At 61.1% G+C, this 12,718-nt stretch carries 10 protein-coding genes; 1 reads left to right on the forward strand and 9 read right to left on the reverse strand.

Features of this window, described 5'->3' with window-relative positions; translation table 11 throughout:
* Positions 1-15: 15 nt before the first annotated feature.
* From accB to treP, 7 genes are all read right to left on the reverse strand, one after another.
* On the reverse strand, positions 16-477 hold the full coding sequence (gene accB / locus HX869_RS14935) for an acetyl-CoA carboxylase biotin carboxyl carrier protein (RefSeq protein WP_003217309.1): 462 nt from the start codon (positions 475-477) through the stop codon (positions 16-18).
* A gap of 25 nt (positions 478-502) precedes the next feature.
* Entirely contained in the window at positions 503-958 is a 456-nt protein-coding gene (gene aroQ / locus HX869_RS14940) for a type II 3-dehydroquinate dehydratase (protein WP_003217307.1), read from the reverse strand.
* Positions 959-1,209: 251 nt separating this feature from the next.
* Positions 1,210-1,506, reverse strand: a complete 297-nt coding sequence (locus HX869_RS14945; RefSeq protein WP_003209625.1) for a PTS transporter subunit EIIB — start codon at positions 1,504-1,506, stop codon at positions 1,210-1,212.
* A 1-nt stretch (position 1,507) separates the two neighbouring features.
* Entirely contained in the window at positions 1,508-4,039 is a 2,532-nt protein-coding gene (gene ptsP / locus HX869_RS14950) for a phosphoenolpyruvate--protein phosphotransferase (RefSeq protein WP_177116665.1), read from the reverse strand.
* Positions 4,040-4,088: 49 nt separating this feature from the next.
* Positions 4,089-5,309 (reverse strand): carbohydrate porin, encoded by a 1,221-nt coding sequence (locus tag HX869_RS14955; protein WP_178903274.1) that lies wholly within the window; start codon positions 5,307-5,309, stop codon positions 4,089-4,091.
* Positions 5,310-5,379: 70 nt separating this feature from the next.
* Positions 5,380-7,026 carry an alpha,alpha-phosphotrehalase gene (gene treC / locus HX869_RS14960; protein ID WP_178903275.1) on the reverse strand — a complete coding sequence of 549 codons (1,647 nt, stop codon included), beginning with the start codon at positions 7,024-7,026 and terminating at the stop codon, positions 5,380-5,382.
* A gap of 66 nt (positions 7,027-7,092) precedes the next feature.
* The gene (gene treP / locus HX869_RS14965; protein ID WP_177021404.1) at positions 7,093-8,535 is read right to left on the reverse strand and encodes a PTS system trehalose-specific EIIBC component; all 1,443 of its coding nucleotides are present in this window, start codon (positions 8,533-8,535) and stop codon (positions 7,093-7,095) included.
* 235 nt (positions 8,536-8,770) lie between these two features.
* Here treP and treR point away from each other — a divergent pair, with 235 nt between their 5' ends.
* Positions 8,771-9,475, forward strand: a complete 705-nt coding sequence (treR, locus tag HX869_RS14970; protein WP_177040145.1) for a trehalose operon repressor — start codon at positions 8,771-8,773, stop codon at positions 9,473-9,475.
* 74 nt (positions 9,476-9,549) lie between these two features.
* On the opposite strand, the gene guaA is transcribed toward treR, so the two are convergent.
* Together guaA and guaB are read right to left on the reverse strand one after the other, a co-directional pair.
* Positions 9,550-11,127 carry a glutamine-hydrolyzing GMP synthase gene (guaA, locus tag HX869_RS14975; protein ID WP_003209644.1) on the reverse strand — a complete coding sequence of 526 codons (1,578 nt, stop codon included), beginning with the start codon at positions 11,125-11,127 and terminating at the stop codon, positions 9,550-9,552.
* 82 nt (positions 11,128-11,209) lie between these two features.
* Positions 11,210-12,679 carry an IMP dehydrogenase gene (guaB, locus tag HX869_RS14980; RefSeq protein ID WP_003209646.1) on the reverse strand — a complete coding sequence of 490 codons (1,470 nt, stop codon included), beginning with the start codon at positions 12,677-12,679 and terminating at the stop codon, positions 11,210-11,212.
* Between the last annotated feature and the right edge of the window lie 39 nt (positions 12,680-12,718).

Below are 12,718 nucleotides of genomic sequence, written 5' to 3' on the forward strand. Positions count from 1 at the left end.
AAGGCGCTCCGCGGTTCAAACGATGGTGAACAGCGGCTGGTCGTACTCAACCGGCTGACCGTTTTCTACCAGGATGGATTCGATGACGCCGGCTTTTTCAGCCGTGATGTGGTTCATCATCTTCATCGCTTCAACGATGCAGATGGTGTCGCCCACTTTCACGGTTGCGCCGACTTCAACGAAGGCTGGCGAGGTCGGTGCCGGGGTGCGGTAGAAGGTACCGACCATTGGCGACTTGACCACGAAACCGTTCAGTTTTGGAGCCGCAGGGGCTTCGGCAGCCGCCGCGACCGGAGCAGCCGCCACGGGTGCAGCGGCCGGAGCCGGCGCTTGCATCTGTGGTGCGTAGAACTGTTGGGCCGGGGTCTTGCTGTGACGGCTGATCCGTACGGATTCCTCGCCTTCCTTGATCTCCAGCTCGTCGATACCGGATTCTTCCAGCAGTTCGATCAGTTTCTTAACTTTACGGATATCCATGAATCATCAACTCCCAAAGGGTCGGTCAGGGGCGCTTGGCCGTGTCTTCAAGCTGTTCCAGGGCGGCCTCCAGGGCCAGTCGGTAACCGCTGGCGCCAAGGCCGCAGATCACTCCTACCGCAACGTCGGAGAAGTAAGAGTGATGGCGGAAAGGTTCGCGTTTGTGCACGTTCGATAAATGCACTTCGATGAATGGGATGCTCACCGCCAGCAGCGCGTCACGTAATGCAACGCTTGTGTGCGTAAAAGCGGCGGGATTGATCAGGATAAAGTCCACGCCTTCGCTGCGCGCGGCATGGATGCGATCAATCAGTTCGTACTCGGCATTGCTTTGCAGGTAGAGCAGATGGTGGCCGGCATCACGTGCCCGTCGTTCCAGATCGAGGTTGATCTGTTCGAGGGTCACTGCCCCGTAGACGCCCGGTTCGCGGGTGCCGAGCAGGTTCAGGTTGGGTCCGTGAAGAACCAGTAAGGTCGCCATCGGCTGTTCCTTGTTATTGATGTGGGCACGGTAGAACCCGGCGACTATGCCGCAAAGCCTTTGTGACTGTCCAGTTCTATGCAGTAGGCAGCACGATTAGCGAGGATTGCGCAAAATATGTGACCGCAAGGCCGAATCCGGTCAGTGTGGGAGCGGGCTTGCTCGCGAAGGCGGTGGTTCAGCCGCCACATGGATTGACTGACACACCGCCTTCGCGAGCAAGCCCGCTCCCACATTTGATCTTCGTCGTCTTATAGAGCGGTGTTCAGGCCGGTAAGCAGGTGCACCACCCCACCCGCCAACACCATCACGCCCGGCACGCCTGCCGCCTTGAGCGCCTGCGCATCCAACCGCCCCGCATCCTGCAACTGCACCCGCACCCGGGTCAGTGCTACCCGCTGCTGCGACTTGAGATTCTCCGCGCCTCCCAGCGCATTCAGCACTGCCGGGGCCAACAGTGTTTCGCTCACTGGAGCTGCCTGCGGCGTTTCAAGCACCAGATCCGGCGTCAGGGCCTTCCAGAACGCCCGCTGAAATTTCTCGAACATGTCAGTTCTCCACAACCAATGAAGTTTCAACGGTAGCCGCGTGATACAGGCGCAAGGCCTCGCGAACCTGCGACGCTTCTTCCAGGCCCAGCACCTGGCGGGCGATGGATTGGCAATCCGCCAGGTCCAGCTCGCGCACGGTAGCCTTGATGGTCGGGATCAGCGGCACGCTGACCGACAACTCATCCACCCCCAGCCCGATCAGCACCGGCACCGCCAGCGCTTCAGACGCCAACGCCCCACACACGCCGACCCACTTGCCATGGGCATGGGCCGCCTTGACGGTGGCGGCGATCAGGCGCAGCACCGCCGGGTGAAAGCTGTCGGCCTGGCTGGCGAGGCGCGGGTGATCGCGGTCCATGGCCAGGGTGTATTGGGTCAGGTCGTTGGTGCCGATGGAGAAGAAATCCACCTCCGGCGCAAACAGATCGGCCATCAATGCCGCCGATGGCACTTCGATCATGATTCCCAGCTTCGGCAGTTCCGTCAGCCCCAGGGCCAGCGCTTCCTCTTCAAGAATCTGCCGCGCCAGGCGCAGCTCCGAGAGCAGGCTGACCATCGGCAACATGATGTGCAAACGGGCGAAACCGGCACTGGCGAGAATTGCACGGAATTGTTCACGCAACAGTTCCGGGCGCTCCAGGCACAGGCGAATCCCGCGCAGGCCAAGGAACGGGTTGGTCTCGCTGTCCATCGGCACATAGGCCAACGGCTTGTCGCCACCAACGTCGAGGGTGCGCACCACCAGATTGCGCTGCGGGCCCAATGCACGGGCGATGGCGCTGTAGGTGCCCGCCTGCTCTTCGGGGCTCGGCGCGCGGTTGCGGTCCAGGTAGAGGAACTCGGAACGCAGCAAACCAACGCCTTCGCCCCCCAGGGACAATGCCTGCTCCACCTCCTGCAACGATGCGACGTTGGCCGTCACTTCGACGTGATGACCGTCGCGGGTCGTAGCGGGCAACGACGCCTGCTCCACTTCCCGCTGGCGGCGCAGCACTTGTTGTTGGCGGCTGGCTTGCAAGTGTTCGATCTCGGCCAGGTCCGGGTCCAGGTGCAACTCGCCCTTGTCGGCATCCAGCAGCACTTGCTTGCCGTTGGCCAGTTCCAGCACCTGCGCCGGCACCCCGCAGATGGCCGGCAAGCCAAGGGCGCGGGCGAGAATGGCGACGTGGCTGGTAGCGCCGCCGCCCACCGTCACAAAACCCAGCACCTTGCGCGTGTCGAGGCTGGCGGTTTGCGAGGGAGTCAGTTGTTCGGCAATCAGGATTGCCTGCTCCGGCAAATCCCAGGCGCTGTCCTGAACCCCGAGGATCAATTTCAGCACCCGCTGGCCAACGTCTGCCAGGTCGGCAGCGCGCTCGGCAAGCAAGGCGTTGCCCAGGCCCTGGAAGAGCGTGGCGGTGGCCTCGGTGGCGCTGTTCCAGGCGAAGGCCGCGCTCTTGCCCTGGTCCAGCAGGTCGCGGGTTTGTTCCAGCAGGGCCGGATCGTCCAGCAACTCCTGATGGGCGCGGAAGATCTCGGACTGGGCAGTGCCGACGGCCTTTTCCTGCAGGGCTTGCAGCGCCTGATTGGCGTTGTTCAGGGCATGGGTCAGGGCCGCACGTTCCAGCGCTTCACCTTTGCCGGTCTCTACGAACGTCAGTGCCGGCTCCTTGACCTGCACCACCTGGCCAAACGCCGAACCGGGCGAGGCGCACACGCCGCGCAGCAAGGTCGCCGATGAATCAGGCGCCACGGGTGCAGCGCCAGGTTGAGGAGCCGCGACGGTTTCGCCGCAGCCTTCGGCCAGCAAGGTCACCAGCGCCTGGATCGCCGCTTCGGCATCCTCGCCGGCCGCGCTGACTTGCAAGGTGTCACCCTGCACCGTCTGCAATGCCATGATCCGTACCAGCGACTTGGCGTTGGCGCTCTCGGTTTGCTTGTGCAGGTAAATACTCGCCTTGAAGCCTTTGGCCGCCTGCGCCAGCACCGCCGCCGGGCGCGCATGCAGGCCGTTGGCGTTGGGCAAGGTCAATGGCCTGGAGAACAGGGCGTCACCCTCCTCGTCTTTCACCTCGTCGGCAACGGCTTGCGGCGTGACTCGCAGCAGTGGCTGCCCCACGTCTACCAGGCCCTGCTCGGGCGTCAGCAGCTTGAAGGGCTCGCCACTGACCACCAGCATCAGGGTCAGCAAACTACGGGCATTGAGCGCCACGTAGTCGGCATCGAATTCAATCAGCGGTTGTCCGGCTTCCACCCGCTGGCCTTCCTCGACCAATCGGGTGAAACCCTTGCCCGCCAGGTTCACGGTGTCCAGGCCGATGTGCATCAGCACCTGGACGCCGTTGTCATCGGTGATGCTCACCGCATGACCACTGTCCTGGATATTGCTGATCACCCCGGCCAGTGGCGCGCAGAGGGTCTGCGAGGTCGGATCGATGCACAGGCCATCGCCGATCAGGCGACTGGAGAACACCGGATCAGGCACCTGGTCCAGGGCGAGCAGCACCCCGGACAATGGCGCCAGCAATTCCAGGGATTGGGTTGTGGTCATGACTTCACCTGCTGTTTGGTTCTGTAAAAATCATTGGGCATCGACGGCTTTATTTCCACCAGTACTCAACCTGCACACCAAAGTTGGAGCCATGCAACGCCGAGCCATAACTGCCGGTGTCGGACAACGCCGAACCTGCCGCCAGTTCATTGGCCGCACGCTTGGCCGCTTCGTTCCAGGTCGCGTAGGTGTAATACAAGCGCACTTCCGGTCGTGCCCAGAAATCCGGGCCTTTGGGCGACCAGGTCGGGGCGAACGTAAATTTGCTCAGCTTGCGCGTGCCACCGGTAGCCTCGACCTGATCATGACCGAGTTCGGTGACCAGCTTGAACTGTTCGGAAATCGCATAGGCCGGGCGCACGCCCAGCGACATCCAGGTCTGATCCTGGTTGCCCGGGCGAATATCCTTCTGGTACACGGCCTCGATCTGCCCGCCAAACCGTGGCGTCACTTGCCAGTCGAAGAACTCCACTGCGCGGTAGCTCTTGCTGCTTTTATCGAGGAACGTATCGCCGGTGTAGCCGAGGCCGGTGCCGGGGCCTTCGCCGTACTGCAGGGCAAATTTGTTGCGCCCGCCGAGGAAGGGTTTCTGCACATGCTGAGCGGTAATGGCCCAGCCGCTGTTGGTGTCACGGCCACCGGCTTTTTCGATGTAGCTCAAGCCCAGTTCCAGCTCGCCGCCGGGATTGGTCTTGAAGCCGGCCACGTTAAAGTCGTGACGGGTGGCGTATTCCTTCTGGTACAGGTTGTCCTTGCGGGAAAGCGCGTAGCTGTATTTCAGGTCGCCGATTTTCGCGTCCTCGATACCGCCGCCCGTGGCGCTCTGGTTCCAGTAGTAGAAGTCGGAGATATGGATGTCGTTTCGTTTGTAGTAGCGCCGGCCGGCCCACAGCGAACCGCCGTTGAGGCTGGGGATGTTCGACCACTGCGCATACATCTGCGGCATGCGTGCCGAGCCGTTGTCTTCGCCCTGGAACTTCAGCGCCCGGTCGTACTTGTTGTACAGCGAAGCCATGGCGTCGACGCTGAACACCGAGCCGTCGTCGAGGGTCAGCAGGTCCTGGCGCAATTCGAGTTCGGCGTACTGCTCGCACTCGTTGCCCAGGCGGTATTTGGATTGTGCACCCGGCAACTGGAAGCACTGCTGCTTGCCACTGCCGGTTGAAGTCCCCGCACCGCTACGCAAGTAGCCGGCAAATTCCAACGCCTGGGCTGCCATCGGCAAGGTCAGGCAGGATGCAACGAGGCCCAGCTTTATTGTTGTTTTCATGAAGCACTCCGATATTTTTATTATGTTTTTTAAGCGCCCCGGCTCTCCCACGCCGGGGGTAAAGCGGGTCTCAGTCCTTGAGATGCAGCACAAACGATTCATACGGGCGCAGCGAGACCTGGCTCGAGCGCTGTGGGCAGTCGTCGTAGTTGCTGATCAGCAGGCGTTGCTCACTCGCCGCCGTCAGCAGGCCATCGGGCAGTTCGATCTGGCATGGCGTGCCGTAGAAGTTGTTCAGCACCAGCAGGCGTTCGCCGTGGCCTTCGCGCAGGTACGCCCAGACCTGGGTGTGCTGTGGCAGCAGTTGGCGGTAAACGCCTTCCTGAATCAGCGGCTCATGCCGACGCAGCTTGATCAGCGCACGGTAGTGATGCAGTACCGATTGCGGGTCATCCAGCTCGCTTTGCACGTTGATCTGCGCGGCGTTGGCCGGGATGCCGATCCACGGTTCGCCGCGGCTGAAGCCAGCGTTTTGCTCGGCATTCCATTGCATCGGTGTGCGGCTGTTATCGCGGGACTTCTGCATGATCGCCGCCATGCTCGATGCCTCGGACTCACCGGCCTCACGCTTGAGCCGATAGATGTTCAGCGTCTCGACATCCCGGTATTGGTCGATGGTGTCGAAGCCCGGATTGGTCATGCCCAACTCTTCGCCCTGGTACACGAAAGGCGTGCCCTGGAGGAAGTGCAGCGCAGTGGCGAGCATCTTCGCCGAGACCACGCGGTGCTCGCCGTCGTCACCAAAACGCGAGACCACCCGCGGCTGGTCGTGGTTACACCAGAACAGCGCATTCCAGCCGCCACCGGCCTGCATGCCGAGTTGCCAGTCGGACAGAATCTGCTTGAGTTGCAGGAAGTCGAAGTCGGCCGCGACCCACTTCTGCAGGTTCGGATAATCGACTTTCAGGTGGTGAAAGTTGAAGGTCATCGACAGCTCTTTCGACTCTGGATTCGAATAACGAATGCAGTGCTCAAGGCTGGTGGACGACATCTCGCCGACGTTGATCAGGTCATGCCCCTCGAACACTTCACGGTGCATTTCCTTCAGGTATTCATGCACGTTCGGGCCGTCGGTGTAGAAGCGCCGACCGTCGCTGTTGTCTTCCGGAAAATCCGCCGGCTTGGAGATCAGGTTGATCACGTCCAGGCGGAAACCGCCCACGCCCTTGTCGCGCCAGAAGCGCATCAACTTGAACACTTCGGCGCGCACCTTGGGGTTGTCCCAGTTCAGGTCGGCCTGGGTGTGGTCGAACAGGTGCAGGAAGTACTGGCCGGTCTGCGCCTCGTATTCCCAGGCCGAGCCGCCGAACTTGGATTCCCAGTTGTTCGGCTGGTCGCGCCAGATGTAGAAGTCGCGGTACGGGTTGTCGAGGCTGCTGCGGGCCTGCTGGAACCACTCGTGTTCGATGGAAGTGTGGTTGACCACGATGTCGAGCATCAGCGTGATGCCGCGCTTGGCGGCTTCGCTGATCAGCAAGTCGCAATCGGCCATGGTCCCGTAGCTCGGGTCGATGGCGTAGTAGTCGCTGATGTCGTAGCCGTTGTCGCGCTGGGGCGAGCGCAGGAACGGGGTGATCCACAGGCAATCGACGCCCAGCCACTTCAGGTAATCGAGCTTGTCCACGATGCCCAGCAGGTCACCGGTGGCGTTACCCGCGTGGCTGTGGAAGCTTTTTGGGTAGATCTGGTAGATCACCGAGTGTTGCCAGTTTTGCATGACGGGTTCCTTCAATCTGGAAATGCGATCAACTGTGGGAGCTGGCTTGCCTGCGATAGCGGTAGATCAGGCGACCCGGTATCCGGGCCGAACAATCTTCATGCTCAACACACAGGTCAAAACAAACGGCACGACAATCGCGACGACCATGCCGATGACAAAACTTGGGATGTACTGCGGGATGATCGAGATGAACCCGGGCAAGCCACCCACGCCAATCGCCGAGGCCTGGACCTTGTTCAATGACAGGAAAATACTGCCCAGCGCCGAGCCGGTCAGCGCCGCGTAGAACGGAAACTTGAAGCGCAGGTTGACCCCGAACATCGCCGGCTCGGTGATGCCGAAGTAGGCGGAAATCGCCGAGGTGGACGCCATGCTCTTGTCCCGCGCATTGCGGCTCATGTAGAACACGCCGAGCGCCGCGCTGCCCTGGGCCAGGTTGGACATGACGATCATCGGCCAGATAAAGGTGCCGCCCTGGGTGGAGATCAGTTGCAGGTCCACGGCGAGAAACATGTGGTGCATGCCGGTGATCACCAGCGGTGCATACAGCAGACCGAAGATTGCGCCGCCGACCATCGGCGCCAGGTCAAACAGGGTGACCACGCCTTCGGTGATCAGGATGCCGAGGTGGCGCGTCACCGGGCCGATGATCGCCAGCGCCAGTACGCCGGTGACGACGATGGTAGTGATCGGCACCACCAGCAACTGAATGGCATTCGGCACCCGTGCCCGCAGCCATTTCTCAATCACGCTCATCACGTAGGCGGCCAGCAGGATCGGCAGGATCTGGCCCTGGTAGCCGACCTTCTCGATCTTGAACCAGCCGAAAATATCGAAGTACGGCAGGCTCTGGCCGTCGAGGCCGGCGACCGCCTTGCCGTAGTTCCAGGCGTTGAGCAGATCGGGGTGCACCAGCATCAGGCCGAGGACAATGCCGAGGATTTCACTGCCACCAAAGCGCTTGGCCGCCGACCAGCCCACCAGTGCCGGCAGGAACACGAACGAGGTGTTGGCCATCAGGTTGATCAGGCTCCACAGGCCATCCAGGTTCGGATAGGCGTCGAGCAAGGTCTTGTCCGCGATGAACATGCCCTTGGCGCCCATCAGGTTGTTCACCCCCATGAGCAAACCGGCAATGATCAGCGCCGGCAAAATCGGCATGAACACATCGGAGAACACCCGCACCAGGCGCTGCATCGGGTTTATTTTGTCGGCGCTTTTCTGTTTCACGTCCGCGATGGTCGACGCGGCGAGGCCCGTTTGCTCGCGCAGGGCGGCGTAGACCTTTTCCACTTCGCCGGGGCCGATCACGATCTGGAACAGGCCGCCGGTGAAGAACGAACCCTTGACCAGGTCGACCTGGTTCAGCTCGCTGCTGTTGGCCAGGCTCGGGTCCTTGAGGGCCAGGCGCAAGCGGGTCACGCAGTGGGCAGCTTGCTCAAGGTTGTCGCTGCCGCCAAGGTTCTTGAGAATCTCGCGGGCAATATTCGGATAGTCGTGGCTCATGCTTGGTATCCACTCTGGTTTTTTTTATTGGGCGGTCATAGGCAGCACGCCGAAGCCAAAAGTACTCGTCTGTACGAGTTAAAGCAATAACTCGTATGTACGAGTTTGAAAATGATTAATTTTCTGTTTTTTGAGTCAGAAATTTCCGAGTTCTACAATGGGTTGCATGGACAAACCCCATCGCTGCCACTAAGGTTCCTGCCTTGAACGCCAACGCGGCACAGAGCCCTTCCCCATGAGTAAATACAACCAGATCTATACCGATCTGCTTGCCAGCATCACCACCGAACGCCTGCAACGCGGCACGCGCCTGCCCTCCGAAACCGAACTGATGGACGCCTACCAGGCCAGCCGTGGCACGGTACGCCGGGCGATCGAGCAATTGCAGGAGCGCGGCTTCGCGCAAAAGATCCACGGCAAGGGCACCTTCGTGCTGTCACCCAACCCCATCGAGTTCCAGCTCGGCGGTATCGTCAGCTTTCGCGAGACCCACGCCGCCCTCGGCGACGACGTCAGTACCGAAGTGGTGGAGTTCAGCCAGTTCCCGCTGGAAGGCCCGTTGATGCAGCACATTGAGGCCGAACCTGGCAGCCTGATCACCCGGGTCAAACGGGTGCGGCGGATCGACGGCAAGCGGGTGATCCTCGACATCAACCACTTCGTCGCCGACCTGATACCGGGGCTGGATCGGGAGATTGCCGAGCAGTCGATCTATGCGTTTATCGAACAGACCTTGCAGCTGCAGATCAGCTATGCCCAGCGCACTATCGAAGCGCTGCCGCGGGGAAAGGACGACCAGACACACCTGGACCTCGAAGGTCAGAGCCATGTGATCGTGGTGAGCAACCAGACGTTTTTGCAGGATGGACGGCAGTTCGAGTACACCGAGTCGCGGCATACGCTGGATAAGTTTTACTTTTCGGATATTGCGCGGCGGTAGACAAACGCCAGAAACACAAAACCCCGGCACCAGGCCGGGGTTTTGTTATTCAGCGCTCACCTGCTACGGCAGGATCATTCCCACTCAATGGTCGCCGGCGGCTTGCTCGACACGTCATAAGTCACGCGCGAAATACCTTCGATCTCATTGATGATACGGCCGCTGACCGTCTCCAGCAGTTCGTACGGCAGGTGTGCCCAACGGGCGGTCATGAAGTCGATGGTTTCCACCGCACGCAGGGCAACAACCCAGGCGTAACGACGGCCATCGCCGACCACGCCAACCGATTTCACCGGCTGGAACACTACGAACGCCTGGCTGACCTTGTGATACCAGTCGGCCTTGCGCAGTTCTTCGATGAAGATGTGGTCGGCGCGACGCAGCAGGTCGGCGTATTCCTTCTTCACTTCACCGAGGATCCGCACGCCCAGGCCCGGGCCCGGGAATGGGTGGCGGTAGACCATGTCGTACGGCAGGCCGAGTTCGAGGCCCAGACGACGGACTTCGTCCTTGAACAGTTCGCGCAGTGGTTCGACCAGCTTGAGGTTCATTTCCTCAGGCAGGCCGCCCACGTTGTGGTGGGACTTGATCACGTGAGCCTTGCCGCTCTTGGCGCCGGCCGATTCGATCACGTCCGGGTAGATGGTGCCCTGGGCGAGGTACTTGATGTTGTCCAGTTTGTTGGACTGGGCATCGAATACGTCGATGAAGGTGCGACCGATGATCTTGCGCTTCTTCTCCGGGTCGGACTCGCCGGCCAGGTTGTTCAGGAACTGATCTTCAGCGTTGGCGCGGATCACCTTGACGCCCATGTTCTCGGCGAACATGGCCATCACTTGCTCGCCTTCGTGCAAGCGCAGCAGGCCGTTGTCGACGAAGACGCAGGTCAGTTGGTCGCCGATGGCCTTGTGCAGCAGCGCCGCAACCACGGAGGAGTCAACGCCGCCGGACAGGCCCAGCAGGACGTTGTCGGTGCCGACCTGGGCACGTACGTTGGCGATGGCGTCTTCAGCGATCTTCGACGGGGTCCACAGGGCTTCGCACTGGCAGATGTCGAGGATAAAGCGCGACAGGATGCGACCGCCTTGCTTGGTGTGGGTCACTTCCGGGTGGAACTGCACGCCGTAGTAGCCCCGCTCGTCGTTGAACATGCCGGCAATCGGGCAGCTCGGGGTGCTGGCCAGGATGTGGAAGTCTTCCGGCATCCTGGTGACCTTGTCACCGTGGCTCATCCATACGTCGAGGCCAAACAGGCCGTCGGCGTCGATGTGGTCTTCGATGCCGTCCAGCAGGCGGCTCTTGCCGACCACGTCGACACGGGCGTAACCGAACTCACGCAGCTCGGAACCTTCAACCTTGCCGCCCAGTTGCTCGGCCATGGTCTGCATGCCGTAGCAGATACCGAAGACCGGCACGCCCAGGTCAAACACCGCCTGCGGGCAACGCGGGCTGTTGGCTTCATGCACGGACTCGGGGCCGCCGGCGAGAATGACGCCTTTTGGAGCGAATTCGCGAATCGCTTCGTCGTCCATGTCGAACGGATGCAGTTCGCAGTACACGCCGATTTCACGCACGCGGCGGGCGATCAGCTGAGTGTACTGGGAACCGAAGTCGAGGATCAGGATGCGGTGGGCGTGAATGTCGAGGGCCATGAGATCAGTCTCGTCTAATGAATCAGAAACAACTCGGGGCTGAATAAGACAGCCCCGGTTACTTAACTATTTGCTGGAAGCATCAACCTACGCGGTAGTTTGGCGCTTCCTTGGTGATCTGTACGTCGTGGACGTGGGACTCGGCCATGCCGGCACCGGTGATCCGCACGAACTCAGGCTTGGTGCGCATTTCTTCGATGTCGGCGCTGCCGGTGTAGCCCATCGAGGAACGCAGGCCGCCCATCAGTTGATGGATGATGGCGCTCAGGGTGCCCTTGTACGGAACACGCCCTTCAATGCCTTCCGGTACCAGCTTCTCGGCGCCCGCGGAGGAGTCCTGGAAGTAGCGGTCGGAAGAGCCTTGAGCCTGGGACATGGCGCCCAGGGAACCCATGCCACGGTAAGCCTTGTACGAACGCCCCTGGAACAGTTCGATCTCGCCCGGCGCTTCTTCAGTACCGGCGAACATCGAGCCCATCATCACGCAGGAAGCACCGGCGACGATGGCCTTGGACAGGTCACCGGAGAAACGGATGCCGCCGTCGGCGATCAACGGTACGCCAGTGCCTTCAAGGGCCGCGGCGACGTTGGCGATGGCGCTGATTTGCGGCACGCCTACACCGGCCACGATACGGGTGGTGCAGATCGAGCCAGGGCCGATACCGACCTTGACCGCATCAGCACCGGCTTCGGCCAGGGCCTTGGCGGCAGCGCCGGTGGCAATGTTGCCGCCGATCACTTGCACGTCAGGGAAATTCTGTTTGACCCAGCGAACGCGGTCGATCACGCCTTTGGAGTGACCGTGGGCAGTGTCGACCACCACCACGTCAACACCGGCAGCCACCAGGGCCGCTACACGGTCACCGGTGTCTTTGCCGGTACCGACCGCAGCGCCTACGCGCAGACGACCTTGATCGTCCTTGCTGGCCAGCGGGTAAGCCTTGGCTTTTTCGATGTCGTTGACGGTCATCATGCCCTTGAGGGCGAATTTGTCGTCGACGATCAGTACGCGTTCAATGCGGTGCTTGTGCAGCAGTTCGCGCACATCGTTCTTGTCGGCGCCTTCCTTGACAGTAACGAGGCGCTCTTTAGGCGTCATCACTTCGCGGACGGTGACTTCAAGACGGTTCTCGAAACGCACGTCACGGGAAGTGACGATGCCGACCAGGTCGCCATCGTGCAGTACCGGAACGCCGGAGATGTTGTGCAGGCGGGTCAGGTCGAACAGGTCACGAACGGTGGCATCGGCCTCGATGGTGATCGGGTCCTTGACCACACCGGCTTCGTAACGCTTGACCTTGCGAACTTCGGCAGCTTGCTGCTCGATGGTCATGTTCTTGTGGATGATGCCGATGCCGCCTTCCTGAGCCATGGCGATTGCCAAACGGGCTTCAGTGACGGTGTCCATGGCAGCGGAAACCAGAGGAATATTCAGCTCGATGCCACGGGTTAGGCGGGTCTTGAGACTGACTTCGTTAGGAAGCACCTCGGAATAACCGGGCACTAGGAGAATGTCGTCGAATGTCAGAGCTTCTTGGCTGATACGCAGCATCGCGGGGGCTCCCGAGCGGGAAAATGGAAGCGCGCCATT

It is taken from the genome of Pseudomonas sp. P7779, from assembly GCF_013386315.1.
Taxonomy (GTDB): domain Bacteria; phylum Pseudomonadota; class Gammaproteobacteria; order Pseudomonadales; family Pseudomonadaceae; genus Aquipseudomonas.

Bases quoted from the DNA above. Each gene is read 5' to 3' on its own strand.
- accB (WP_003217309.1), bottom strand. From the start codon at position 477: ATGGATATCCGTAAAGTTAAGAAACTGATCGAACTGCTGGAAGAATCC.
- aroQ (WP_003217307.1), bottom strand. From the start codon at position 958: ATGGCGACCTTACTGGTTCTTCACGGACCCAACCTGAACCTGCTCGGC.
- HX869_RS14945 (WP_003209625.1), bottom strand. From the start codon at position 1,506: ATGTTCGAGAAATTTCAGCGGGCGTTCTGGAAGGCCCTGACGCCGGAT.
- ptsP (WP_177116665.1), bottom strand. From the start codon at position 4,039: ATGACCACAACCCAATCCCTGGAATTGCTGGCGCCATTGTCCGGGGTG.
- HX869_RS14955 (WP_178903274.1), bottom strand. From the start codon at position 5,309: ATGAAAACAACAATAAAGCTGGGCCTCGTTGCATCCTGCCTGACCTTG.
- treC (WP_178903275.1), bottom strand. From the start codon at position 7,026: ATGCAAAACTGGCAACACTCGGTGATCTACCAGATCTACCCAAAAAGC.
- treP (WP_177021404.1), bottom strand. From the start codon at position 8,535: ATGAGCCACGACTATCCGAATATTGCCCGCGAGATTCTCAAGAACCTT.
- treR (WP_177040145.1), top strand. From the start codon at position 8,771: ATGAGTAAATACAACCAGATCTATACCGATCTGCTTGCCAGCATCACC.
- guaA (WP_003209644.1), bottom strand. From the start codon at position 11,127: ATGGCCCTCGACATTCACGCCCACCGCATCCTGATCCTCGACTTCGGT.
- guaB (WP_003209646.1), bottom strand. From the start codon at position 12,679: ATGCTGCGTATCAGCCAAGAAGCTCTGACATTCGACGACATTCTCCTA.